Raw genomic sequence first — 26,205 nt, 5'->3', positions numbered from 1 at the left:
AGACTGAAAGAAAATGATGAACGTATCGAGCAAGTTTATAATTTCAATATTTTGTCTCTTCTCATTCACTGCCCAGGCCTTTGGCGCGGAGCCATATTTGATCAAAGGCAAACCGCTTCCTGACATTGTCGCTTCCGTGAACGGCGCTCCCCTTTCCGCCCAGTTGCTGGAACGGGAAATGACCGCATTCAAACTGATTGCCTCTCAGCAGGGCCACAACATTCCCGATGCGGATGAGGAAGAGATTCTGCGCGGCGTTTTAATGAAGGCCATTGATCAGGAATTGCTTCGCCAAAAAGGCAAAGAAATGAATATCTCGATTTCCAGGGAAAAAATTCAGACGGAAATCGAGCATATTAAAAGCCAGTTCCCCAGCGAAGAATTGTTCATGCACGCTCTCGGAGTCCAGCGCCTCACTCTGGATACTCTGGAACAGAAAATTGACCGGCAATTGACGAATGAGGAATACATCCGCGAAGTGATCGTCCCCAAGGTCAAGCTCGACGATGCGGCGCCTTTGAAATTTTATAACGAGAACACCGCCTCGTTTATGGAACCGGAGCAATATCGCGTCAGCCATATTTTCACCGCGACCGTCGAGGCGCCCAAGGACGCATACGATAGCCCTGAAGATGCGGGCAAAGCGAAGAGAATGATTGCCCGCGTCAACTCAGAAGCGAAGAAAACCATTGAGACCGTTCAAAAAAAACTGAAAGCCGGCGGGAATTTTGAAGAGCTGGCCAAGACCTATTCAGAAGACGAGGCCAGTCGCTCCAAGGGAGGCGATTTGGGAAATCTGCCGCTCGATCAGGTCCAGCCTGAGATCGCCATGGCGATCTCCAAGTTGAAGCCGAATGAAGTCAGCTCGCCGGTACTGTCCCCATCCGGCTATCATATTTTCAAATTGACCGAGAAAATCCCCAGTCGCCCTGTGCCTTTCAAGGAAGTCGAGTCCACGATTCTCAACCACCTGCTCAAGATGGAAACCCAGAAGCAGATCGAAGACAACCTCGCGGAGTGGAGGAAGTCCGCCGATATCAAAATCTTTCTTTAAACGATTGAATGCCTTCGAAACATCCCCTGATCTGGATTGATGCGACTGATTCATCACAACTCCCCAAGCTATTGACGGCTCCTCTCACATGAAAACGCTGGTGACCGGAGCCACAGGCTTTCTCGGTTCTGCCGTTGCTCGCGCCTTGTTGCAGGAGGGCCGGGACGTGCGCGTGTTGGCGCGCCGCGACGCCGACCTTGCCAATCTGCAGGGTCTGGAAGTGGAACGTGTGGAGGGCGATTTGCGCGACCCTGCATCCTTGCGGTCCGCGCTTGCGGGATGCGAAACGCTGTATCATGTCGCCGCTTATTACAGCTTGTGGGACAAGAACAAAGACCTGATTTACGAAATCAACGTTCAGGGAACGCGCAATATTTTGGAAGCCGCGCGACAGGCGGGAGTCGGCAAAGTGGTCTACACCAGCACGGTGGGTTGCATCGGTCTGCATGCTGACAAAACCCCGGCGAACGAAGACGCTCCCTTTGATCCGGCGACGCTGAGCAACGATTATAAAATTTCAAAATACCAGGCCGAGCAAATCGCTCTGGAGTTCAATTCGGACTCGCTACCCGTGGTGATCGTCAATCCCAGCGCCCCTGTCGGCCCTCGCGATCTCAAACCGACCCCTACGGGTAAAATCATTCTGGATTTCCTCAATCGAAAAATGCCCGCTTATGTCGACACAGGACTGAACCTGATCGACGTGGACGATTGCGCGCGCGGCCACCTCCTCGCAGAAACGCGCGGAACCCCAGGGGAACGTTATATCCTCGGCAACCGCAACATGAGCCTGCGGGAGATCCTGCTCGCTCTTGAAGCGCTGACCGGACTGTCCGCGCCATCGGTTAAAATGCCCTACTGGGTCGCTCATGCGACGGGAATGGCCTGCGAATGGATTTCGAATTACCTCACACACGCGCCTCCAGCCGTTCCGCTGGCGGGCGTCAAAATGGCCAAATACCATATGTATTTTGATCCGTCCAAAGCCGTGCGCGAACTCGGCTTGCCTCAACAACCGGTGGAACAGGCCCTGATGCGCGCCATCGAATGGTTTCGCCAAAACAACTACAGCAAAAACTGAAATGGAAATCCTCTCCCTGCTCTGGGGCACCGTATTGCTACGCCCCTATGTCTTCGCCTTTCTCGCCACCTACCTGATCATCGCCGTTTGTCATATGGGTTGGAGGCGTTCGCTCCTGTTCACCGTGATGGCATATTGCATCGCGTTTTTATCTGAGTATTCCTCCACGCGCAACGGCTTTCCCTATGGCTTTTACAGCTATATCGACACGACGCGCGATCAGGAATTATGGATTTCCAATGTGCCCTTCATGGACTCGCTATCCTACTCGTTCCTGGCTTTCATTGGTTACAGCATGGCTTTATTCATGCGATCACAACTGAAGGGCGAGGGATGGGACCTGCGCATCAAGCGCGATCCGGTCATTGAAAATTCCCTACCCACCGTTTTTCTCGGCGCGCTGTTTTTCATGCTGATGGACGTCGTGATCGACCCCGTCGCGTTTCAGGGAGACCGCTGGTTTCTCGGGAAGATCTATACCTATCAGGAGGAGGGGGAGTATTTCAATATTCCATTGACCAATTTTGCCGGCTGGTTCATCGTCGGCAGCGCCATCCTGTTTTGCTTCACGCGAGTCAATCGGCGCCTGAGTGAACGCTGGCCGCTTCCCGACAAAGAATACCCGTTTCAGGCGCTGTGGGGGCCGGCTCTTTATCTTTGCGTTCTCGCCTTCAATCTGGCCGTCACGTTTTATATCGGCGAAATGGTCATGGGTCTGTGCGGTCTGGGCTGGACTGCGGCGATCCTGGGAACCCTGTTTTATAAAATAAACAAAACAAAGCGCCCTGCCTGAGAAGGATCACTGCAGATGATTGACGAAGATGTACAGCCCAAAACCGATAACGGAGGCGCCCAGAAGAACCAGAAAATTATCGATGAGAATCACATCCCAGCTTGCCCCATCGTAATAGTTCAACCACGGAATCGCCATGAACAAGACGCCAACAAAACCTACTACCAAAATGGCCAGTATGGAAAAGATCATTATTTTTTCATTCATACAATCATCTGAGTGAGAGGGATAAAATATTCAGGGATTGTACCAATAGTTTGATGCAGAAAACATAATTTTAACGACTCCATGCCTCCAATTAACGATAAATTCGACCCGGAAAAAGCCAATCAACTGATTGATGAACTCGTTGCGCTGGTCGGCAACCATCGATGCAAGGAATGGCTACGACAAATTATATCTACCGTGGTCAAAATGGGAGCGGAGCATGATGATCGCGGCGACTATAAATTAATGAACACGACGGTCAAAGAACTGCGCCGCGCCTTCCGCATCTTCATTCCCTATCGCGAGACGCGAAAAGTCTCCGTCTTCGGCTCCAGCCGAACGCCAGAAACCGATCCGGCTTACCATCTCGCCAAAGCGTTTGCGCAAAAAATCACAAGCCAGGGCTACATGGTCGTTTCCGGCGGAGGCCCTGGCATCATGGCCGCCGCCAATGAAGGCGCGGGCCGGGAGCGCAGTTTCGGCATCAATATCAAACTTCCATTTGAACAAAGCGCCAACCGATTCATTTGCGACGACGTTAAATCCATCCACTTCAAATATTTTTTCACCCGAAAACTTTTTTTCATCAAAGAGTCCAGCGCAACCGTCGTCTTTCCCGGAGGCTTCGGCACTCTCGACGAAGGTTTCGAAAGCCTGACTCTTCTGCAAACGGGGAAATGTCTGCCCCGCCCCATCATCCTCGTCGAGCCCGAGGGCGGAAGTTACTGGAGCCACTGGCTGAACGCGATTGAACTTAGCCTGAGCGCAACGGGATTCATCTCCACGAACGATTCAAAATTGATCCGCGTGACCCATTCCGCCGACGAAGCGGCGCAAATGATTTGCGATTTCTACCATGTCTATCATTCTCTGCGCTATCTTCATAAGCAGACCCTGCTGAAATTCACCGCCCCCCTGCCGCAGAACCTGATCCAGTATTTGAACGACACTTATTCGGATTTGCTGTCTTCAGGCTCCATTGCATCCGCCGACCCCTTCCCTGAAGAAATCGAAAATGACGAGGACACGGAGCTGTTTCGTCTTGTTTTTCATTTCGACAAAATAAGTTTTGGGCGTCTGGTAGAGATGATATGGGACATCAACGCGAAAATGAAATGACCCATTATATTTCACACCCCGTCTGATATTTTGATATTTCCTACACGCTCCTTTCCTGATTATCCTAAGATTGCTAAAGCCTGAAATTTTTTATACTTTCAATAGCCCTGAATTTTAGCGAGTTTTCAGCCTCCCTCTAAAAACCGCTTATTTTTGGTCTTCGAATTGCATAGTTCGATGTATCGAAGTTCATCCTTGTGGAGGCAAAATGCTATGACCAGTAAAAAAATTGCTGTCAAAAAGGGGGCTGTCATTTTCAATCAAGGGAACTATGCAGATTGCGCTTATATCATCCATTCCGGTCGCGTGGAAATTCTCGAGCAGGTGTCAGAAGACTGCAAGGTCAGCCTTGGAGTTCTTGAAGAAAATGACATTTTTGGGGAAATGGGTCTCATTGACAGCATGCCCCGAGCCGCCACCGCCGTCGCCATCGAGGACAGCGAAATCTTCATGATTTCAAGGGAATCCTTCGATGAATTGAAAACTATCAACCCGGAAGCGCTGATACCTATTATCAAAATATTGTCCAATCGCCTCAGAGAAACACTGGCTTTGTTAAAGTCGGGATACAAATTACCGGGCAATGATCGCAGAAAAGTAGAGGTTCAACTCAATTGAAGACATAATTCGTATAAAAAAGCCGCAAAGTTGGAACTCCAGGGCTAGCCAATTGAATTAATTATTCTTTTCTTATCTCAAAACGGCTCTTTGGAGCGCCCGACGGACAAAAAAGGATAAACATTTATCCATTTTTATCCGATCCCCGGAATCCAGCTCCCAATATGCACTCCTCCTCCCCTTATTTTTCAAGGGAATGTAAGCCCGACCCCTCAATATTAAATTTTGGCACCATTTTTGCTTATATAATTATAGTAGTAAGGGGCGCGATCCAAGATTCATCTAAAACCGTAGGAGAATGCAATGTCTATCCTTAGGGTAAAAAAAGACGATATCATTTTTAATGAGGGAACCTACAGCGATTGCGCATTCATTATTGAAAGGGGACGCTTTGAGGTCTCGCGCAAGAACCCGGATGGTACAAGCTCCGTGCTCGGCGTCTTGAAAACCGGGGATATTTTTGGAGAAATGGGACTGATTGATGGCGGAGCGCGGTCTGCAACCGTCAAAGCATTGGAAGACGGGGCCATCAGCGTTCTGAGCCGGGAAAGTTTTGAGGGACTGGCCGAACGCAATCCTCAAGCGTTGATCCCTCTCCTTAAAGTGCTTACGACCCGTTTGCGGAATACGATTCAGAAAACGGTCGCCGCATAAAATATAAAAAGGGGGCGCTTCGCCCCCTTGTTTTTAAACAAAACGACTTCCATCCACGCCTACCCTCCAAAATATTTTCGTTTTTATTCAAGCCCTGTTTTCTTTGGAAAAGCCGAATTTTCAATCCTCAATTCTCCTTCTTCCTATGTACAACGCCGCTCCGTTGACGTAGAATAAAATTTAGCAATTAAGTTTATTGCTCGCCTTTCCGTAAATTTAACTATGGCAGAGTTTACATTCTTCCATATTGAATCCGGCGTGTTTTTTTGAAGCTAAAAAAAACTGCCGATAGTTTCCTTTTATTTCACTTTAAAGATCATTCCGCTATGGAATCACCTGTCGTGATAGAACAGGAACCAAAGAAGAAACGGCAAGGTCTCCCTTTAAAATCGGTCGAAACCTCTACCGAACCCTGCGCTTTCAACGACAAACCATTCATGCCCAAGACGGACGAGCCGAAAACAATCGTAATCATTCCCGCCTTCAACGAGAAAGATAACATCGGTCCAGTCATCCAGGGCATTCGCCAACACGCGCCACAGTTTTCCATTCTAGTCGTCAACGACGGTTCCTCCGATGGAACGGATAAAGTGGCAAAAGAACTTGGAGTTCTCGTCGTCAGTCTGCCTTACAATCTTGGCTACGGCGTCGCCCTGCAAACCGGTTTCATCTATGCCCTGCAAAACGGTTACACGCAGATCATCCAGATCGACGCGGACGGTCAACACGACCCGGCTGAGATCATGAAACTCTATAATGAATTACAAACCGGAGACGCAGAGGTCATTATCGGTTCGCGTTTTTTAAACGGCGGAACCTATCAAAGTCCTTTTTTCAGAAAAATTGGCATCACGATTTTCAGGATGCTGGCGTCCCTGTTCTGCGGACAAAAGGTCACCGACCCGACCTCCGGTTTTCAGGCCTTGAAGGGAAAAGCCATCCGACTGGTGGCCAGCGGCTATTATCCGCCGGATTACCCGGACGCGGATTTTCTGATCCTGATCCATCGTTCTGGAATCAAGATGAAAGAAATTCCGGTTCGTATGAACCCGATGCCGAATAACAAATCCATGCACCACGGACACAAGCCTCTGTACTACGTCTTGAAAATGTTTTTATCGATTTTTGTCACGGTATTGCGCCAGAAACCATCGGTCTAGAATCCCATGCCTCCTCGAATACGAATCATTTCCATACTGATCTGCATCTTCATCGTCGCTTATGTTTTTGAGCTGGTGCGCAGAAAACGTCTGAACGAAGAATATTCCATCGGTTGGCTGGTCACCGGTTCTCTGATGCTCCTGCTGTCCGTCTCCGAAGACTTGCTGATGTGGGTTTCCAAAACCGTCGGCTCGACGCTGTTCACCTCGACGCTGTTTTTCTTTGGGCTGACCTTTCTTGTCATCATCTGTCTGCATTTTTCGATCCGCATCTCCGTTCTGACCAATCAGGTGCGCACCCTCAGCCAACACATTGGAATCCTGTACCACGAAAAGGAAAATCTGGAAAAACAAGTGACTGCAGAAAATGCCCAGTCGCCGCCTCCCCGGATCGAACCGCTTTGACTATTTTAAGAACGATCGAATCTTTTTTACCTTTCGTTTGCGGCCCCGTGAATCAGGCATTTGAAATATCCAACCGCCTTGAAGCCATAGGCGTTCACTCGCCCGTATCCACAACCTACGCCGACGTCGACTCGCGTCTGCCCTCGACGGAAACGCTGGAACGCGTTCAGGTCTCGCGCCATCGCATCCTGTTACCGCTCATGCGCTACAGCTTCGCCCCGGGCGTCATTAGGGACATGAAAGATTTTGATATTCTTCACGCGCACAACTACCGAAACTTCCTGACCGACGCCGGTTTTTTTTTGCCCGCAAACATAAGCGCCCCTTCGTCCTCAGCGCGCATGGCTCCCTGCTCGGCTACAAGAAATACCTGAGCTCTCCGGCTCAGCAATTCCCCTATCAACTCTACGACCGCATCACGTCCAGACGGGCCGCACTCAAGGCAAACGCCGTGATCGTTTCGTCTCGCTTTGAATACGACGACGCCGTCGAGTTTGGCATCGAAAAACAAAACATTCACATCATCCCGATGGGTATCGATGTTGCCGCAGACGCGACGGCGCATCGCCCCGAATCGCCGCACCTGAAACTGTTATTCGCCGGACGCATCGCCCTCGTGCGCAGACTCGAACTGGCTCTACTCGCCGTTCACAAACTCACAATTCCCTGGGAATTGACCCTCGTCGGCGGAGAGGCGCAAACCTCCAGCGTCACCCGGGGCGGCTATGTTCAGGAACTGAAACGCCTGGCGCGCACGCTGGGCATCGAGAATCAGGTCCATTTCATCGGCCCCAAATCGAAAGCCGAACTCAAAGAGTATTACAAGACAGCCGACCTGTTCCTCTACCCTTCCCTCTATGAAAATTTTTCTCAACCCCTGCTCGAAGCCGCCGCCGCGGGACTGCCGCTGGTCGCCACCCGCGTCGGCATCGCCCCGGACATCGCCGAACAAAGCGGCGCGATTCTTTGCGAAGGCGAACCGGAGTCCTTGCAACGCGGCATCGAAACTCTCGCAGACCGCAAGGCGCGACAGGAAATGGGCGCCGCCGCTCAAGACGCGGTGCGCGCAGGTTTCTCATGGGAAACGATTCTCCAGCAATACCGAACGCTCTACCAATCGTTATGAATTAAATTTTGAATTGAAAAAGGAAATGCCCGCGCGAATCAGGGCGGCTCTGAACGGCTTCAGGCGGGGAATAGGATGCGGAGTCCTTCTTCCAGAGAACGCGGCTTATAATTCAGATGTTCCTGCGCGAGAGCAACGTCTTCTTCCTTCTCGCTGAACAATCGGGGGATTTGATCCGGGACCAGACCGGGGCGACCGGCCAGAGTGAACAGGCTGGCGGCGAAACGCAACATCGTCTTCGTGACCGGAACCTTGACGGGTCGCTTTCCGAAAAACGCGCTCAAGCGATCCACAAGGCTTTCCCAATCCATCGCTTCCCGACCCGCCAGCGTCAGACAAAGATTCTCCACATCGTCGCGCAGGACAGCCTCAAACATCGCGTCGACCACATCGTCGATATAGACCGGCGACAATCGAGGCGAGGGGCGCCGGATCACAGGAACGCAACAGCTCCGCTTGACCCACAGAGCCAGCTTGCGCACCGGATCATCGCCTTCGCCAAACACTTCGCCCGGACGCAGGATCAACCAGCGCAGACCGGAACGCATCGTCAAGGCCTCGGCCTTGCTCTTGCTTTCGGAATACGCGCCGCCGTTCGGATTGACGGCCCGACTGCTAATATAAATAAAACGCCTCACGCCGGATGCGCGGCAGGCTTCTATCAAGCGTTCCGTCCCGTATTCGTTGATTTTGAAATAAGCGCTGCGATTCGGCGAATGCGTGAGCGCCGCGAGATGAACGACCGTGTCAATGCCCTGCGTCGCCTCTCGCAAGGAGGCTTCGTCCTCCATATCTCCATGCGCCGTCTCTACCCTCGTATCGTTGACCGGAGTCTTGTGAATCAAGGCCCGCACTTTCAGGTCAGGGACCTCCAGCAAGCGGCTCAACAAGGCGGAGCCGAGTCCGCCAGAGGCGCCGGTCAAAAGAATCTTCATGGCTTGCGCTTTGAGCGAAAGGCTTCCGGCTTGTTGAAGCAATAACGAAATTCCAGCAATCGATAGCCGATCAAATTTGCGATGAAGGCGAGCGTCGTCATCGGTTTTACAAATGAAGGACGCGACTCCAGACTCTTGAACTCGGTCGGCAATTCGCCAATCGACATGCCCAGTCGGCGCGCCTGAATCATGATCTCCGCATCGACGAACCAGCCGTCCGAATGCAAATCCAGGGCGGCGTAGGCCTCGCGCGTCATCAGCTTGGGTTTGGAATTGATATCCCGGCAATTCATTCCGGGAAACAAGGCGCTGAATACAAGATTGTAAACGCGCGACATGACGAGGCGATACCAACCGTCGTCGCGTTGAACCCGATAGGTTTTCGCCATGTCCAGCGAACTTTCTTTCAGCATACGATAGGCCCGCGCAATGTCTTCCGCAGGGTTCTGACCATCGCCGTCGATCACCGCCAGGGTCTCGCCCAAAGCCGTTTCCAGCCCGCTCCGCATGTCCCAGCCCATCATGCCTTGCTTGACCTTGGCCAGAAAGCGAATGCGCGGGTTGCTTTCCGCGATGCATCTCACCACCTCAGGCGTTCGGTCTGCGCTGTCTTTGAGGTAGTTGCCGACGAGGATCATTTCCCAGTCAGGCTCCGCCGATTCAATCGCAGGGATCAGTTCATCGACAAACGCCGCTATCGAATCTGCCGAGCGATAGGCGAGAACCACCACCGATAATCTGGGTTGTTTACCGTTCATTCCGATCCATCGGTTAATGTTGCGGCCAACTCTACCGATATGCCATTATGAGTCGCGATGGGATTCGCGCCTGCGCCCGTAGATTCAGCGCTCACTATTCCCTAACGACATCGGGGAGGAAAAACTTTCCCTGTTATTCACAAAGCCCTGAATTTCAATCATTTTGAAATCTGCCCTCAAATTTCATTTTCCTCGACTGCTTTTACTACTCTACGCCTCGCTCCTGATTTTCCCGGGGCTATCCGATTCGGCGCTTCAGGTCGACGAGGGCGGCGACACTTTCGTCAGCGCGACGATTCTGGAACATGGCGTCCCGGTTCACTCGGACGGTTCCCTCACCTCCATGCCCTACGCCAATGTGTACGACGGTCTGTTCGTCTATCGCACCTGGTTTCCCTACTACCTGCAAGCCGCGTCGCTCTGGCTATTTGGAAAAAACGAGTTGGCGGCCCGACTGCCCTTTGCGCTTTGCGGTCTCTTATCGATCCTCGCGCTCTACGCCCTGACCTATCGACACACTCGCTCCCGGCTCACCGCGTTGATTGCCGGTCTGCTACTCGCTTCATCGCCGCCTGCGCTCATGTACTTCCGCGCCGCGCGATACGTCGGGCTACCGATCCTGCTATCCATTCTGATGCTGTATTTTTATCTCAAAATTTTTGAAAACAAAAGCTGGCGTCCGCTTCCGTTCATTATCGTTTGTTTCGTTTTTTTTCAGACCATGTATGTTGAGTTCGCCGGACTGCTCGCGGGAATGTTGCTTCATCTGTTCCTGCACCGCAACGAATTACAACCCGGAAATTTTCGACGCGCCATGATCTCCGGAGGAATCATCGCCCTGCTCACCCTCCCCTGGCTGATTGTCATCCTTCCCGTGTTCTCCAATATTTCACAATTTTACCAAAACGCCAGCGCTCTGGTAGACCCGTCGCCCAGAGCGATACCCATGCGGTTCGCAGGCTATCTGTTTCAGATCAATAATACCATTTTTCCTTTGCTCCTACTGCCCTGCTTGTGGATGCAGGGACTGCGCCCGCATCGTCCCCTGCTTCAAACCCTGGGAGTTTGCATGGCGGGTCTGATCGGCGTCAGCCTGTTGCATTCGATTCCGCTCTATCAGTACATCGCCGCCGGAACGCCCTTCCTGTGCATCGCCCTGGCTCTGGTCTGCGTCCACGCCTTCCCCAACAAGGCGCTCCTGCAATCGGGACTCGTTCTCATACTGATCTCCAGCAACGCGCTCCACGTCGCGCCGCTCCTGCCTCTGCGCCCTGTCGTGCAATCGCTTGAGAGTCGATTCGACACACTGCGCAAGCGCTCGTCCTACAATACGTTTTTGAGGGAAACGCAATTGAGGTCCGCCTATTACCACCACTGGCAGGAACTGGCGCACCCTTACCGGGGACCGCTCGACGAGGTCATTGATTTTTTTCGCCTGCATGGAAAACCCGGCGAAACATGTTATATTGACAACGAATCCGAGTCGCTGGCCTTTCACACGGAATTGAACCTGATCGGCCCCGAAGATCTGACTCCCGATTCGCGACCCGACTGGATCGTGTTACGCGGCGACCATTGGTTCCCTGAAAACGCCGACCGCGAATCCGACCGCAACATACATTTGCCCGAACGAATCATTCAATCAGGCTCCTATCGGAAATATGTTTTGAACGCGCCTGTCAAACGCATCAACAACTCTTACGATATTCAACTCCGACGCACGCTCTCGCCAACCGGAGCCGACAAGATACGCATCTACCAACGCATCCCATGAACCCGTCATCGCCCTGGCGCAGACCATGAAACTCATCATCCAGATTCCCTGTCTCAATGAAGCGACCACGCTCCCCTTGACGCTGAAAGACCTGCCGCGTCAAATTGACGGCGTCGATTGCATCGAAACGCTGGTCATCGACGACGGCAGTAGCGACGGCACCGCGCAGATCGCCAAAGACTGCGGCGTCGACCATGTCCTGCGCCTCGGTTCGAACAAGGGGCTGGCGAAAGCCTTCCTGTTTGGGATTCACAAATCGCTGGAACTCGGCGCCGACATCATCGTCAACACCGACGCCGACAACCAGTACGTCGGCGCGGACATCGCCAAACTGATCGAACCGATTTTGAAAGGCCGCGCCGACATGGTGGTCGGCAATCGCCGCGTCGAAACCATCCGGCATTTTTCTCCCTGGAAAATTTTCCTGCAGAAACTGGGCAGTTGGTTCGTCCGGCAGATTTCAGGAACGCAGGCGCCCGATGCTACCTGCGGCTTTCGCGCCTACAGCCGCGAAGGCGCGATGCAGATCAACGTCGTGTCCGATTTCACTTACACGGTCGAAACCCTCATCAGCGCCGGCAACAACAACCTCGCGCTGGAATACGTCGACATCCGCACGAACGAAAAACTGCGTGAATCGCGACTCTTTCCCAGCATCGCTTCTTATTTGAAGCAAACGATGGTCACGGTCATTAAAATTTATTCCATGTACCGTCCGCTCAAGGTCTTCACCATCGCAGGCGGCATCGTGTTTTTTCTGGGCTTCGCCATCGGCTGTCGCTACCTTTTCTTTTTCTTCCAGGGCATGACGGAAGGCCATGTGCAATCGCTCATTCTATCCGCCATCCTTCTGATCGTTGGTTTCCAGATTCTCATGATGGGCATCGTTGCCGAACTGATTTCCATCAACCGCCGATTGCTCGAAGACGTTCAACTGCGCCTCAAGAAAAGCGATATGGACCGCAAGGACTAGGGCCCTTCAATGAACGAAAACGCCTCTGACCAACGACTGAACACTCTGGTGGTGGCAACCACCTTCCCGCGTTGGGAGAAGGACACCGAGCCTTCCTTCGTTCTCGATCTTTCGGAACAACTTGCGAAAACCGCATCGCTCACGGTTCTGGCGCCGCACGCCCCCGGCGCAAAGTTTCAGGACAATCTGCGCGGCGTCCCGATCATTCGATATCCCTACAGCTATCCGACCGCGCAACAGGCGGTGTGCTACGACGGCGGCATTCTCCCCAACCTGAAATCGCGACCGGGAGCCAAGGGACAATTGCCCGGCTTCCTTCTCTCGCAACTGTGGCATCTGTGGCGGGTGATTCGCAAACGCCGGATCAATTTCGTGCATTGCCACTGGGTGATCCCGCAGGGAATTTTTGTCGCCCTCGTCTGTCGCGCTCTGAAGATTCCCTATATTCTGACCGCGCATGGCGGCGACGCATTCGCGTTTAAGAACAGCGCCTTCGTCGGGCGACTCAAAGGCTTCGCTTTGTCGGGCGCCCTGCATTGCGCCGTCAACAGCCAGGCCGTGCGCCGCGCTCTGGAACCGCATTCGCCGAAAACTTCATTTCCGCAAATCCCCAACGGCATCGACTCGGCGCTCTTCAACGGAAACAAAAAAGACCCGTCACTCAAAGAGCGATTTCAATGCAAGGGAACGCTGATACTGGGGGTGGGACGTTTTGTCGAAAAGAAAGGCTTCGCGTATTTGATCGACGCCATGCCAGGGATATTACAAAGCGATCCCGATGCGCGCCTGCTTTTGGTGGGCTACGGACCGGAAGAGGCGGCTTTGAAAAAACGCGTCACCGATAACAAGCTGAACGACGTCGTGCAATTTCCCGGCCCCCGTTCCGGCGAAGACCTTGCCGCCTTGTACGCGACGGCGGATATCTTCATCGGCCCTTCCATCGTCGCCGACAGCGGCGACACCGAAGGCCAGGGCATTGTGTTTCTCGAAGCGCTGGCGTCGGAAACCGCCGTCATTGCTTCCAATGTCGGCGGCATCGCCGACGTGATCCGCGACCGCGAGACCGGTCTGCTCGTCCCGCAAAAAAACGCAGAGGCCATCGCCTCTGCAGCGGCGGCGCTCATCCAAAATCCCGATCTGGTGGAGCAGTTTCGAAGCAATGGAAGAAACCTGATCGAGTCCCGTTACAGCTGGGAGCAGGCCGGAGCGGATTACCTGAAGCTCTATCAGGAAGCCGCAACCTCTCAAGGACTGTCGCTTTAAAACGAGTTTCGCCTAGAAAGGCGTCGGGAAAATCGCAAAGCCGCGCAAATCCGAATTCCCCTGAAACAAGGCGCCGGACAAACACAGGAGCAAACCCTCCTCTCCCGCGCCTATCCGTTGATAGCTCAAATCATACAAAGGAATATTGCTCCGATGCCGATCCAGATCCTCCTGATTGGCGATCAACGGGTTGAGCCGATAAACCGGTCTGAAAAATTCCTCGCCCAACTGCAAGTTCCCCGAATGGAGCTTGGCTCGATTGACAGCGCCCAACGAGACCACCCGCATTCCCTTGTCATTGACGTGATGAAAGATGACAATCTGACCTTTCTGATTTTTCTTCTCAGGTAGTTGAAAGATTTGATTCGCACACACAACCACCGAATCTCCGCAGTTCAAACGAAATCCTTTTCCCGTTGTTTGCTTGTCGCACACACGTCCCTTATTTCCAAAATAATCCGGAATTCCCAGAAGATCGCTTTCCAGTCGCGCCAGCGGGGGCGTCCCCACCGTTCGCCGATAGATGATTACGGAAGATGGACGCGCCCCGCTATTCCTGAAACGAGCAACGACTTCGAAGCCATCCATAGATGCGACCGCTTCTTTTTTCCCCGGCGTTAACGCCGGCTCCATCTCGATAGACTTGAGATCTTCCTCAGGGGCAAGATAGTAAACGCGATCCAGACGCCCATTCTCATAGATTTTTCTGGTTTGCTCTCTTATCAAGGATCCAAAATAGAACGCCCCCATCGCATCCGGCAGGGTAGAGATCACAAGATCGTTATTCGCGACATTTTCTTTTAAATACCTCTGCGCCTGCTCGTAAGGATTTCCCGATGCGATATCCAGGCGCGAAAGCTTGCTTGCGTGCAAGTAGACAAAGCAGAACGCCGTCAGGGCGATCAACGTCCGCCAGCCGCCGCGCGACTCGCCTCCAATCCAAGGAACCTTCGCTTCGAACCAGCGCGCCAGTTTCATCAGGCCGCAGGCTTGCATCCATACGATCAGCGGGAACAAAAAAATCGCCGAACGCAAGGGCGCCTGGCGTCCACCAAACGCAAAAAACAGAATCGTGATCGCAAGAATGACGACGAATAACAGGGCCATCGGATGGCGCGCCCGCAGTAGATCGACGCACCCCAAAACAAAGGCGGCGAGAAACAAAATCCAGACGCCGATCCAGTGCCGCGCCAGTTCATAAGTCGGATCGTCCAGATAACGGTAGCCGAGAAAGGTGGAGAACAGATCGGGAATGATCCAGTAATTCACCGGTATCTCCGCATGCGTCTGCAGAGAACGGAAAAAGAAATCGCGATCGATCCAGAAAATGATCCCGCCGATCGTCAGCGTCGCAACAGCGCTGAAGGTAAAAAAAGGAAGCGCCTCCAAGCGATTCCTGAAAGCGCTGAGCAGAGCGCTGTCGGAACGCCATTGAGCCGCGGCGTAGAGAATCCACAAGGCGCCGAGGAGCGCGCTGAAAAATAGAGGCGCGGACAGCGTGGACGCATAGCAGGCCAAAAAGAGCAAAAAGATCGCCGACCAATGCCGCCATTGAAGCGGGCCGTCCAACAGCCTCGCCAGAATCCAGTAAGCAAGGACCGCAAACAAAAAATAAGAAGTGTAGCCTCTCATCTCGGAAGCGTACTGGTTATAAAAAGGATTGATCAACAGCAAGGCCAGAGCCAGAAAGGCAAGCCCGCGCTCGCCAGAGACGCGATGCACAAATTTCCAGAACACGACCCAGCTGATGAAGGCGAACAGAATGGGAGCCAGACGCAAACTCAGGCTCGTCTCGCCCAGAACAGGAAGGATGAATTTCGGCAAATAAATCGCCAGGGCATGATTGGGGTATTGATGATTCGGCGCCCAGCGACTTTCAAACGACCGGCTAGTGAAGTTAAACCAGTAGCCCGCCTCGTCGACATGCGGCGGTATCAGGCAGGCGTAATAGAGAATCAGCCCGGCGCTGGCGAAGGCAATCGCCAGAACAAAGTAAATGAAAGGTCGCTCTGCTTGCGGGATTTCTTTCATAGGCCGCCGCCTTTATAATTTGCAGACCCAAAACTCGGGAACGCCTTGAAGCGGCGTTTTCCTGCCGCGACAATTCTGCTCCAACTCCGAACCTTGAAACACAAGGATGGATTGACGCTCGCCCCAGTCTGCGCTCAAGAGCGCGTCGCGATCTGCATCGTCTGCGAAAACAAGACGGCGCGGGTAGAGGCGCTGAATGAGCGGCCCGCGCAAGGAACCCGCTTTATCGCCCGGGGGAAAAAACAGGACCGCATCGTCTGATGTTAATTTTTCAAGTCGACTTGCCACCTGATAGGACAGGGAATACTGATTGGGCATGTCCGCAGAACCCGACGTCTCCATGCGCGCTTCGGGGGTCATCAACTCCGTTTCCTGCAAAAAACTCCAGCGCGGCCAGGCAAAGACCGCCATCAGAGTCAACAGGTTCAAAGCAATCAGCGCATGAACAATGAATCGTATTCGCATCGTCTAGCGCGGCCTCCCGTAGGCCCTGCTGACTTGGGGCAGGACCGCGATCAGAAAAACCAGCGCCGGATAGGCCGCGATCAAACTGCGCATATCGGACAGGTTGATCGAATGCCCCGGATGCAAAAAAGTAGCGCGAAAATATTCTCCCCAGGTCGCCCATTTCGGATCGGCGTACGCGAAGACGGCCCAGTGAAAAAACAAATATAGACCGACGCTCTTCAGCAAGAACCTTGATTCGGGATTCAACTCTCCATAGCTTTGCAGGAACACAAAGGCGATCAGCGCCGAAGTGAACAGGAAAAAAAACTGTCCTGCAATCACGCGAAACGCCGCCATGCCTCCGGAAAAAAAGAAACCGCCCGACCCCTTCATTGAAAACACAATTACAAACAGGGCGGCGCCGGTCATAGCAATCCCCTGCAATCCCCGCGCAGTTAATTTTGCATCGCCGAGCATATTCCAGAGCAAGAGGAATCCCCACAGACCGGCATAGGTTGCGAACACCAGCAGGGTGCGACCCGCGACCGTCTCGTTTGATAATAAAACCGTTACGCACCAGAGGCTGGGGACGCTCAACAGCATCCAGAGCAAACGACTCAAAGCCTCTTGAGCGATGGGCGATCGCCGCTTCTCATAAACAAATTGCAAGGCCAGCAGTGAAACCGGGACGGCGGCGTAAATTATATACTCCCAGCGCGTCCACGCCGACAAGGCCAGAAGTCCACCGGCCAAAGTCGCCCAGCCCAGCGCCGCTTTTTTGTCTCCGTGATCGGCGTCGAAGTCCTCCACTTCACGAAGCAGAAACAAACAAAACACCAGACCCATCGCGAACAAAATCCCCGCCGTCAGATCCAGCCCCGCCATGTAACTGTGCCACCAGAGATAGGGCGTCGAGGCAAGGATCATGGTGAACGCCGCCGCCAGCTCGCGCCGCCCGGTGTAAGCCGTCACCCGACCATAAAAAATGGATAACATGGAAAGATAGAACAGGGGAAAAAGGAGCCGGATATTTTCCACATCACCGGAATACCAGTAACAGTACAGCAAGGGAATGAAAGGCGGGTACAAGCGCAATTGCTCCACCACAAGCGGGGAAAACAAACTCGCCTCATGATAAAAGATTTTCCCTTTGACGACGTACCAGATCGCATCCGATTCCGTCACCGGGTAGGCCGCCGCAAAATAAAAGCTCAACGCCGCAAGAAGTAAAATAATGAATGGCGCAACCCTCAGAACAGGCGAGCCATCGGCCCAGAAATCCTTAGGAAGCGCTTCCGGCATCCAGGAAAAACGGGTATTGCAGAAAAGCGCGGCGAGAACCAAAAGACCGCAGTCGAGAACCAGTTGGAATTCGATCAGGGGGCGAAAGCCCAGACTGAGCATGACGAACAGGCTGAGGCTTTTGACGCCTGCGCCCGTGATCCACGCCATGGCGATTCGTTCGAGGTAAGTGGGAAAAATCCTGTAATGGGAAACCAGCGTGTATCCCAAAAGGACGATGACCAGCAGGTCCAAAAAGAACATCCAGACTCCAAGGCTCCTCTAAAAATCCGGAGCGTGCGATAGGGGAACCGGCGCGCCATAGGCCTCCGCCGCTTCCTGATACAAAATTTCAAAGCCGCGGGCATGGCGCTGGGAAAAATGGAAGATACGCAACTGCTTGACCTGAGCCGCCCGGGCCAGAGTCCCCGCTTGTTGCGCGGTGAGGTGTCGACGGTCGAGCGCCCGGTCGGTTTCTTCGGCGGTGAAAGGCGATTCGCAAAAAAACAAATCCGCGTCTTGCGCCAGTTGAATGATGTTCGGGTTGTTGCTTTCGCTGAAAACCGTATCGGTCACATAGACGATTTTCTGCCCGTCCACAATCGAGTACAAATCATCGCGCAGTTGCCCGACCGTCACCGGCGGCTCCTCGCTCCTGCCGGGAAAGTCGACGACAGCGTCGTCGCGGCCTGCCAGCGCCGCTTCTTTTAAATCGTTCAACCAGGAACCGGGACGCGCGCCGAGACTGTCCAAACGTTCCTTATTGATTTTTACTTTAGGTTTTTCGCACAGGGCGAATCCAAGACAGGGGACGCGATGTTCTAAAATAGCGACGCTCACCGTGAAGGACGACTCTTCAACGATTTGTCCCTCGACAAAGGGAGCGTCTTCCAGCTCGCAACGCTCGAACTTGTCTTTAGCGCGAAACACGGCTCTTTTCAATCCGTCGGGGTGAACCTCGGTGACTTCGATGCTGATGGCTTCATCGTACTTGTCCACCAGATTCCAGGTGAAACCCGCCAGCTTTCCTTCCACATTACGGATGATGTTCTCCGGCCCATAGAGCTTCAACACCTCGCCGCGACCGAAGATGATGCGCAGTAAACGGTCGAAACCGATGAAATGATCGATGTGCGTGTGACTGATAAAAACATGAGTCGTTTTCATCAGCACCTTGTTGGGAATGCGCGACAGGTCGCCCAGATCAAACAGCAGCGCGCCCTTCTCCCCGCTCAACTGCACGAGCAATCCGGGATCCCCCAGGGGATCGTTGAGCAAGCTGGGCTGAAAAATGGATGTCATAGGATCACACACATTCGCTCATCGTTGCCGCGAGCAAAACTTCGGGATGATTTTTCATGATTCAAAAAGAATAACAGGCGATTCCCGCGGCGATTGGTTTCGCCGCCAGGTTCAGCGATTGCTCAATAAAAACGCCTGCATGAAATCGTCGATATCGCCGTCGAGAACCGCGTCCACATTGCCGCGTTCGACCTGAGTACGCAAATCCTTGACCAACTGATAGGGATGCAAAACATAGGAGCGAATCTGACTGCCCCATTCGATTTTCTTCTTTTGCTTTTCCGCTTCTTTCTTTTCCTCGTCCAGCTTTTCCATTTCCATCTCGTGCAAACGCGATTTCAGCACGCGCAGAGCCGACGCCTTGTTCTTGTGTTGCGAGCGTTCGTTCTGACACTGCACCACGATGCCCGATGGAATATGCGTCAGGCGCACGGCGGAATCGGTGGTGTTGACGCCCTGTCCGCCGGGACCGGATGCGCGGTACACGTCCACCTTCAGTTCCTCGTCCTTGATTTCTACTTTGAGTTCCTCTTCAATTTCAGGGTACACAAACACCGACGCGAAGGAGGTGTGGCGACGCTTGTTCGAGTCGAACGGAGAAATCCGCACCAGCCGATGCACGCCTATTTCCGCTTTAAGGTAGCCGTAGGCGTAGTCGCCTTTAAAGACGATGGTCGCGCTTTTGATCCCCGCTTCCTCGCCGTATTGAATGTCCAGCGCTTCGGTTTTGTAGCCGTTGCGGTCGCCCCAGCGCAAATACATCCGCATCAGGATTTCCGACCAGTCTTGCGACTCCGTGCCGCCCGCGCCCGCATTGATGGCCAGGTAGGCGCCGTTGAAATCGCTCGGGCCGGAAAGCATCGCCTTCACTTCCGCCTGCTCGACCTTGACGGCCAGGGCCTTCAGCTCTCCGCTGATTTCCGCCGCCATCGATTCGTCCTTCTCTTCGGCGGACAACTCAATCATCGCCCCGATATCGTCCCAGGCGGAACTCAATTCGCTCCAGATATTTATGGAACGTTGTAAGGCTGCGCGATTCTGCAATATTTTCTGCGCGGCTTCGTTGTCGTTCCAGAAATTCGGAGCGGCGCTTTTTTCATCCAGTTGCTCAACTTCTTTCCTTTTGCTATCGACGTCAAAGATACCCCCGGAGGCGCTCAATTCGACGCCCCAGATCAGCATTTTCCCTCTTATCTTCCTCCAACATTCAACAAATCTCCTTGCATGAACAGCGTTTATAACCCGCCTATTGTCTCCAATAAAGCGCTGGAAAGCAAGCGGCGCGCACAGCGCAAACGCCTATTTTTGTTAAATTAATCCGCCCCGACTCATTAAATCGTTTAAAATATCCGTTAGAGAGACTATCGGCGCTCCGCAGTCCTGAAACTTGAGAGCGCGTCCATTTTTCCATGCGATTTTTCAGGCGATTCGAATTTCGTTTCTTTTGAAAACGCGCCAATCCAGCATGCAATCCGTCAAAAACTGGCTCAAATCACTTCCTTTTTTCCCGCAGGCTGATTTCTATCGTCGGCGCCTGCTCGACTCGCGTCTGTTTGATTTCAACACGCGACCGCTCGCATCGGTTCTGGAAGACTGGCCCGGAGCGCTCCTGCTGGATATCACCAACCGGTGCAACGCCAAATGCCTTTGGTGCCCGAACCCGGAGCTGGAAAACCTCGGCGCCATGAGCATGGATCTCTATAAAAAAATCATCCGAAACTATGGCGAACGCGGCGGCATCGTCATTTTCGGAACCTTTGGCGAACCGCTCATGGACAAGTCCATGCGCGAGCGGCTGGAGTTCATTCAGCAATTCCCAAAGATCCACAAAATTGAAATCCTGACCAACGCATTTTTTCTAAATGAAACCATCACCCCCGTTCTCATCGACAACGGCGCGGGCGTCGATATCAGTCTTGATGAGTTGGACAAGGAAACTTTTGAGACGGTAAAGAAAATGAGCTTTGACGTGGTGCGCGACAATATCCTCGCCTTTCTCAAGGCCAATCAGAAAGCGGCGCGCCCGGTTCCCGTCAACATCCGTATCAAAACCCTGCGCACCGTCGAGGAAACGCTGGAGAATGATTTCTTCAAGCAACTCGCCGACTCGCAATGCTCGATCGTTTTGAACTCCATCGACGACAACATCATTTCCAACTGGGCGGGAACCTTCGACAAGCAGGCTTTCCTCAAAGAGCGCCTGCCCGAATTTCGCGGCCCCGGCCGCTACACCCACAAACGCTATAACGAAACCAACGTTGCGCCCTGCGCGCAATTATGGAAATGGCTCGTCGTCTACTGGAACGGCAACGTGGTTCTGTGTTGCGCCGACATGTTTTCCAAAAGTTCCGTCGGCAACCTCGAAACCCAGAGCATCGAACAGGTCTGGCAGGGCGATCTCATGGCCGGCTATAGAAATAAAATGGTGCGACGCGAACGCTTCGATGTGCCTCTCTGCCAGAATTGCGACATCCATCTCAGCTGGCACAACCTGAAAGATTACTACGACCCCGGCGGCGAATACTTGCGCGACCGCAAATTCATCATGGGGTGATGCGCGCTTTTTACAATCCTTACTTCCTAAAGACGCCGTCCCAATGACCTCTCCCCATCCCTACGACGAAGCCCCAGAACTCGACCTGAGCGTTGTGGTCGTGAGTTTCAACACGCGCCAGCTGACCCTCGAGGCGCTGACATCGATCTGCAAACACACTCAAAGTATGAGTTATGAATTGATCGTTATCGACAACAATTCTTCCGACGACAGCGCCGACGCTATCGCCAGAGAATTTCCTCAAGCGACTCTGATCCGCAACGACGCGAACAAAGGATTCTCCGCCGCCGCCAACGCAGGCTTCCGTATTTGCAAGGGGCGCTACGTCGTCCTGTTCAACAGCGACGCGCAATTGATTGAAAACAGTTTCAAAAAAATGAAAGAGTTTCTCGATGGCTATCCCGACGGTTTCATACTGTCGCCGCAGATCATCGACGGCAACGACCGCCCCGTTCCCATGCGCCTGTGGGATATCACGCCCTTCGATTCCATTCTTAAAATCATCGGCAGGTATTCCGTCGCCGAAGAAGCGAAACGCATGGGGCCGCCTCTCACGCGCACGGTGAAAGCCGTCGGCGGCTCCTGTCTGATGATGCGCCGGGACCTGTTCGCAAGCATCGGGCTGATGGACGAACAGTTTTTTTTGTATAATGAGGAAGACGACCTGTGCCGCCGGGCGCGAAAGCGCGGTCATAAAATTTTCTATTACCCGGAGACCTCCGTCCGGCATTTACACAGCCAGAGCGCCAGCCGACCGCAAAGCCGCGCGCTTGTGATCTGCAAGGCCTACCAGAGCGATCTGCGTTTTTTTAAAAAGTATTATTCGCTATTCTGGAATCTGCTTTTGCGCCTGGCCTACAAAACGGTCTTCACTCTTGCCGTCGTCAAATCGACGTTTCGCAGAATTCGCGGAATTCCCTGTTCCGGCGCCGACGATTCAGCAAGACTTAAAATGCGATTGCTGATGATATGCGCGAGCGAAATGGTTCGAAGGAACGACCCCTGAGATCGACTTCATGGAAACCGCGATCCTTCTGATGCGCGCATCGGACCTAAAGAATATTCCCGAAAACGCCGATCTTTATAATTCAGATTCCGTTTATCCGTCAACGCAAGGAACCGTCAAGGACTCATGGATTTTCATATCGCTTATCTAGCGATCACAGCTATCATTGCGGCGTCTTCCCGCCTGCCCTTTCGCAATTTCCCCATCGACGACGATTTTGCGGTTCACACCTATATTGCGCGATTCAAGCGCAGAGGCTTTGAATGGAAAAAGGATCTGCAACTGATCGGGATTCCCATCTGGAAGATGAAACTTCTGGATCGCTTCTACAAAGACCCATCGGTCGGCGTGGATCGTATTCGCCATTTGCAAACGGCCTTGCATATCCTCGGCGCCTGGGGCGTTTACGCGCTGGCCTGGATGTTGACGGGGGACGCCACCGCCGCGCTCATCGGCGGCGCGCTCTACGCTTTCTACGGAACCTCGCCGGATTTGTCGGCAGGTTCATTCAACCATGAACAATTTTACATTCCGCTGGTTCTGTTCGGAACGGCTCTGTGCCTCGTCGGGCCGCAATGGGCTTTTGTCGCGGGCCTGTGCTTCGGCTTTGCAACATTCGCCAAGACCACGGCGGGTTTGCACGGCGCGGCTCTGGCGCCAGTCGCATTGTATTCGTTCGGAATAAACGGCGGCCTTGTTTTTGTATCTGGCATGATCCTTCCCGCGCTGATATCGCAAATCGCGGAACGGCGCGCCGGGTATATGGACTCGCTATCGCGCAGGCAATTGGCGGCGCGTTACGCCACCACCATCCGCTCGACGAAAACCAAATCCATGTATTTCAGTCTGAGGGCTGAAATCTTGCAACTGGCGTCGCGCTCGCTACCGCTCTGGCTCGTCGGACTGCCAGGACTGGTATTCGCCTTTAATATCTCTGGCGACGGACTGTGGATGGCGGGCCTGACCCTCGGAGCCCTTGGAATGATCATCGGGCAACGCGCCTTTTCGCGCTATCATTTCCTGCCGCCGCTGTCCCTCTTTTCAGTAGGAGCGGCGGTCGCATGGAACGCCGCATGGGAGACAAACGAGACGCTTGGCGGCTTGATTGCAGTGGCCTTGACCGCTTCGACGCTATGGAGCCTGTCCCGCTTGTGGTTCTTTTACGCGCGTCCCAACGATGCTGAAACCATCGCCCGCTACGAAAAATTCGATCAGTATTTGTATATCCCTTATCTCGCAAAAATCCTTCGGCGCTGGTATCGGATCCACAAGCTGGATGAAGAGCGCATCTACATCTGGGGCACCTTTGTTCAGCTCTATCCCTTGACGGGGCGTCCTTCCTCCGACACCTACTTGCATTATTGCATCGGCCCCTGGAACACGCCCTCACTCGAAATTTATTACGACAACCTGATCGGCGGCCTGATCCGTCACAAACCGCCCTTGCTGATCCGCGCCTTTCACGACCTTGATCTGCATGAGCTCGAGCGCCTCACCGGCCTGCAATACAAACAGGTGAAAATTTCCCTATGTCGTTTTCCGGTATACCGTCTGAACGCCTTCCGTTCGGTTTCACAAAACCCCCTCAACCTTTCATGGCAAGAAAAAATGCAATGGATGGATCGCCTGACGTCTGCAGGCAAGCATATTCCCGGCATCGCTCGCAGTCCCTTTACACCCAACGAAGCGCGCAGCGCTTACAAGGAATGCAAAAAATTACTGAGACTCAACCCGGATGATCTCGAAGGGCAACTCTACTTTGGCGAGCTGTGTCATTATTTTCAAAAACACGATGAAGCCGTTGAGGCTTACGATAAGGTTTTGCAGAGGGAGCCAAATCGCTGGTATCTGCGCACTCAGATAGCGGCTTCGGAAATTCAAAACAATCGACTGGAGCGCGCCGAAACGTTGCTTCACGAAGAGCATGCGCTCTATCAGGACAAGTGGACCGCCTCCGACCGGATGGAGTGGAATTTCCAAAGCGGCCTGCTCGCGTTAAAACGAGGAGACGACAACGCCGCTTTGGGATATTTGGTAACCGCGCTTCCGCAGACGTCGGAACGTATGGTCGCGTGGGAGGGAATCATAGCGATTCACCAGCGTGCCAATAACACAGAGGCGCTCAATCAGCTGTTGGAGACGACAAAGAGCATTGTGAATGTTCGGGATCGCGAATGGGTGATCGCTCATATAGCGTCAAGTCTGGCCTCGATTGAAGCGGACGCCGATTCCGTTACCTTGAGCCGCATCCTCGAACGTTATCCTGAAAACTGTCTACTGCGTTACGCCCTGGCATCTGCGCTGGAAAGAGAACGCCGAATTGCCGAATCGCAAGTGATTTTCCAGGAACTGTCACGCTCTGAGAAATGCTATGTTAATATTCAAGCGGCGTCTCTGTTCCGTCTGGGACGACTCGCCGAAGGCGAACAAAAAAAACGCCTTCTTCTCGATTGCCTTGAACTCGACCCCGACCACGGCGGCGCCCGAAACGCGCTCGCCGAAATGAATCAACCCGCGTCTTCAACAAACACCCTGCAACCTGAAACCGGAAAGGCAACTCTGTGAAAGCCAGCGTCATTGTTCCCAACTGGAACGGCATGAAATTTGTCGGCATGTGTCTCGACTCCCTGACCCAAACCACGCTCGACGATTACGAAGTCATCGTCGTCGACAATGGATCGATAGACGGTTCGCGCGAATGGATTGAAGAGAATCACCCCTGGGTTCGACTCGTCAAATTGCCCGAGAACATGGGCTTCGCCATCGCCTGCAACGAAGGCATCAAAGTTTCAAAGGGCCGCTACATCATCCTGCTCAACAACGATATCGAAGTGGAACCCGACTGGCTGGAAGAACTGTATCTGGGCATGGAGCGCAGGCCCGATTGCGGAATGGGCACCAGCAAGATGATGTTTCTGCACGACCGCGAATCCTTCTACAACACCGGCGATCTGTTCCACGCATGGTCCGCTGGCGGCGGACGCGGACAGGGGGAAAAAGACCAGGGGCAATACGAAGAAGAGGAAATGGTCTTCGGAGCCTGCGCCGGAGCGGGCATTTACCGTCGCGAATTGTTCGAGGACGTCGGCCTCTTCGACGAGGACTTTTTCATTTTTGCGGAAGACGTCGACATCAATATGCGAAGCCAGCTCAAGCGCATGCCCTGCGTGTACCTGCCCAAAGCCAAGGTCTACCATATCGGCACCGCCACCGTCGGCTTGTACAGCGACCGCTACGTTTACCTGTGCAAACGCAACGACGTGCTGGTGCTGATTAAAAATTACTCGCTGAATTTATACTGGAAATATTTCGCTTCGATCCTGCGTCATCAGTTTCGCGACATTGGTTACTTCACGCAACGCGGGCAGGGTCTCGTTTTACTAAAAAGCAAGTTCGACGCCCTGCGCATGCTTCCCAGGATGCTGGTTCGGCGCTGGCGCATTCAGTCCGGTCGACAAGCCTCGGATGAAGAATTGAAAAAATTTATCATCACCGATTGATTTGAAAGCCAGGATCATGGCGCTCAACCCATATGCAATCGAGCCGACCGACCTGCCGTCGGAATCATGACAGAATCGCTTGTCCTGCGTTCTATGACGTTGTAAATTTAACGGGATTATGATGAAATGCAGACCGGATTGCGCTCACGCGCCGCGCAGAATCA

25 protein-coding genes are annotated in these 26,205 nt (G+C 53.2%); 17 read left to right on the top strand and 8 right to left on the bottom strand.

All coding sequences use genetic code 11. The annotated features are described in order from the left end of the window. Positions 1-13: 13 nt before the first annotated feature. The 3 genes from G3M78_06350 (at position 14) to G3M78_06340 (ending at position 2,928) form a co-directional block, all read left to right on the top strand. Positions 14-1,054 (top strand): hypothetical protein, encoded by a 1,041-nt coding sequence (locus G3M78_06350; protein QPJ65029.1) that lies wholly within the window; start codon positions 14-16, stop codon positions 1,052-1,054. Positions 1,055-1,142: 88 nt separating this feature from the next. Beyond that, entirely contained in the window at positions 1,143-2,135 is a 993-nt protein-coding gene (locus G3M78_06345) for an NAD-dependent epimerase/dehydratase family protein (protein ID QPJ65028.1), read from the top strand. 1 nt (position 2,136) lies between these two features. Then, entirely contained in the window at positions 2,137-2,928 is a 792-nt protein-coding gene (locus G3M78_06340; protein ID QPJ65027.1) for a carotenoid biosynthesis protein, read from the top strand. 6 nt (positions 2,929-2,934) lie between these two features. On the opposite strand, the gene G3M78_06335 is transcribed toward G3M78_06340, so the two are convergent. Continuing rightward, positions 2,935-3,135, bottom strand: a complete 201-nt coding sequence (locus G3M78_06335; GenBank protein QPJ65026.1) for a hypothetical protein — start codon at positions 3,133-3,135, stop codon at positions 2,935-2,937. 81 nt (positions 3,136-3,216) lie between these two features. On the opposite strand from G3M78_06335, the gene G3M78_06330 reads away from it, so the two are divergent. The 7 genes from G3M78_06330 (at position 3,217) to G3M78_06300 (ending at position 8,217) form a co-directional block, all read left to right on the top strand. Then, positions 3,217-4,254 (top strand): TIGR00730 family Rossman fold protein, encoded by a 1,038-nt coding sequence (locus G3M78_06330; protein QPJ65025.1) that lies wholly within the window; start codon positions 3,217-3,219, stop codon positions 4,252-4,254. 213 nt (positions 4,255-4,467) lie between these two features. Next, a complete protein-coding gene (locus G3M78_06325; protein QPJ65024.1) occupies positions 4,468-4,872 on the top strand; it encodes a cyclic nucleotide-binding domain-containing protein in 405 nt (134 codons plus the stop codon). A gap of 303 nt (positions 4,873-5,175) precedes the next feature. After that, complete coding sequence (locus G3M78_06320) at positions 5,176-5,526, top strand: cyclic nucleotide-binding domain-containing protein (GenBank protein ID QPJ65023.1); 351 nt, start codon at positions 5,176-5,178, stop codon at positions 5,524-5,526. Positions 5,527-5,963: 437 nt separating this feature from the next. Next, positions 5,964-6,686: a glycosyltransferase family 2 protein gene (locus G3M78_06315; GenBank protein QPJ66785.1), complete on the top strand. Its 723-nt coding sequence runs from the start codon at positions 5,964-5,966 to the stop codon at positions 6,684-6,686. 6 nt (positions 6,687-6,692) lie between these two features. Then, the gene (locus G3M78_06310) at positions 6,693-7,091 is read left to right on the top strand and encodes a DUF2304 domain-containing protein (GenBank protein ID QPJ65022.1); all 399 of its coding nucleotides are present in this window, start codon (positions 6,693-6,695) and stop codon (positions 7,089-7,091) included. Between the two features lie 47 nt (positions 7,092-7,138). Further along, a complete protein-coding gene (locus G3M78_06305) occupies positions 7,139-7,465 on the top strand; it encodes a hypothetical protein (protein QPJ65021.1) in 327 nt (108 codons plus the stop codon). A gap of 77 nt (positions 7,466-7,542) precedes the next feature. Beyond that, complete coding sequence (locus tag G3M78_06300; protein QPJ65020.1) at positions 7,543-8,217, top strand: glycosyltransferase family 4 protein; 675 nt, start codon at positions 7,543-7,545, stop codon at positions 8,215-8,217. A 59-nt stretch (positions 8,218-8,276) separates the two neighbouring features. Here G3M78_06300 and G3M78_06295 read toward each other — a convergent pair whose 3' ends face one another. Together G3M78_06295 and G3M78_06290 are read right to left on the bottom strand one after the other, a co-directional pair. Further along, positions 8,277-9,152: an NAD-dependent epimerase/dehydratase family protein gene (locus tag G3M78_06295; GenBank protein QPJ65019.1), complete on the bottom strand. Its 876-nt coding sequence runs from the start codon at positions 9,150-9,152 to the stop codon at positions 8,277-8,279. After that, the gene (locus G3M78_06290; GenBank protein ID QPJ65018.1) at positions 9,149-9,910 is read right to left on the bottom strand and encodes a glycosyltransferase family 2 protein; all 762 of its coding nucleotides are present in this window, start codon (positions 9,908-9,910) and stop codon (positions 9,149-9,151) included. Before G3M78_06290 ends, G3M78_06295 begins: the two co-directional genes overlap by 4 nt. 163 nt (positions 9,911-10,073) lie before the next feature. Between G3M78_06290 and G3M78_06285 the strand changes: the two genes are divergently transcribed. The 3 genes from G3M78_06285 to G3M78_06275 are packed head-to-tail and all read left to right on the top strand — an operon-like array spanning position 10,074 to position 13,920. Further along, positions 10,074-11,684 carry a hypothetical protein gene (locus G3M78_06285; protein QPJ65017.1) on the top strand — a complete coding sequence of 537 codons (1,611 nt, stop codon included), beginning with the start codon at positions 10,074-10,076 and terminating at the stop codon, positions 11,682-11,684. Between the two features lie 25 nt (positions 11,685-11,709). Further along, the gene (locus G3M78_06280) at positions 11,710-12,657 is read left to right on the top strand and encodes a glycosyltransferase family 2 protein (protein QPJ65016.1); all 948 of its coding nucleotides are present in this window, start codon (positions 11,710-11,712) and stop codon (positions 12,655-12,657) included. Positions 12,658-12,666: 9 nt separating this feature from the next. Next, entirely contained in the window at positions 12,667-13,920 is a 1,254-nt protein-coding gene (locus G3M78_06275) for a glycosyltransferase family 4 protein (protein QPJ65015.1), read from the top strand. 12 nt (positions 13,921-13,932) lie between these two features. Here the strand turns inward: G3M78_06275 and G3M78_06270 are convergent, their stop codons facing one another. From G3M78_06270 to G3M78_06250, 5 genes are all read right to left on the bottom strand, one after another. Further along, a complete protein-coding gene (locus G3M78_06270) occupies positions 13,933-15,951 on the bottom strand; it encodes a DUF2339 domain-containing protein (GenBank protein ID QPJ65014.1) in 2,019 nt (672 codons plus the stop codon). A gap of 12 nt (positions 15,952-15,963) precedes the next feature. Further along, on the bottom strand, positions 15,964-16,416 hold the full coding sequence (locus G3M78_06265; GenBank protein QPJ65013.1) for a hypothetical protein: 453 nt from the start codon (positions 16,414-16,416) through the stop codon (positions 15,964-15,966). Between the two features lie 3 nt (positions 16,417-16,419). Next, a complete protein-coding gene (locus G3M78_06260) occupies positions 16,420-17,943 on the bottom strand; it encodes a hypothetical protein (GenBank protein QPJ65012.1) in 1,524 nt (507 codons plus the stop codon). Positions 17,944-17,961: 18 nt separating this feature from the next. Beyond that, the gene (locus G3M78_06255) at positions 17,962-18,981 is read right to left on the bottom strand and encodes a ribonuclease Z (protein QPJ65011.1); all 1,020 of its coding nucleotides are present in this window, start codon (positions 18,979-18,981) and stop codon (positions 17,962-17,964) included. A gap of 111 nt (positions 18,982-19,092) precedes the next feature. After that, entirely contained in the window at positions 19,093-20,163 is a 1,071-nt protein-coding gene (locus tag G3M78_06250; GenBank protein QPJ65010.1) for a peptide chain release factor 2, read from the bottom strand. 283 nt (positions 20,164-20,446) lie between these two features. Here G3M78_06250 and G3M78_06245 point away from each other — a divergent pair, with 283 nt between their 5' ends. The 4 genes from G3M78_06245 to G3M78_06230 all read left to right on the top strand — a co-directional run bounded on the left by G3M78_06245 (position 20,447) and on the right by G3M78_06230 (position 26,041). Further along, on the top strand, positions 20,447-21,535 hold the full coding sequence (locus tag G3M78_06245; protein ID QPJ65009.1) for a radical SAM protein: 1,089 nt from the start codon (positions 20,447-20,449) through the stop codon (positions 21,533-21,535). 43 nt (positions 21,536-21,578) lie between these two features. Then, positions 21,579-22,541 carry a glycosyltransferase family 2 protein gene (locus G3M78_06240; GenBank protein QPJ65008.1) on the top strand — a complete coding sequence of 321 codons (963 nt, stop codon included), beginning with the start codon at positions 21,579-21,581 and terminating at the stop codon, positions 22,539-22,541. 126 nt (positions 22,542-22,667) lie between these two features. Further along, positions 22,668-25,106 carry a hypothetical protein gene (locus G3M78_06235; GenBank protein ID QPJ65007.1) on the top strand — a complete coding sequence of 813 codons (2,439 nt, stop codon included), beginning with the start codon at positions 22,668-22,670 and terminating at the stop codon, positions 25,104-25,106. Then, positions 25,103-26,041 (top strand): glycosyltransferase family 2 protein, encoded by a 939-nt coding sequence (locus G3M78_06230; GenBank protein ID QPJ65006.1) that lies wholly within the window; start codon positions 25,103-25,105, stop codon positions 26,039-26,041. Before G3M78_06235 ends, G3M78_06230 begins: the two co-directional genes overlap by 4 nt. Positions 26,042-26,205 lie beyond the last annotated feature (164 nt).

It is taken from the genome of Candidatus Nitrohelix vancouverensis (genome assembly GCA_015698305.1).
In the GTDB taxonomy this organism is placed as follows: Bacteria; Nitrospinota; Nitrospinia; order Nitrospinales; family VA-1; genus Nitrohelix; species Nitrohelix vancouverensis.
Note: the sequence above shows the minus strand (reverse complement) of the source record. Positions and strands in the feature narration are given on the sequence as shown.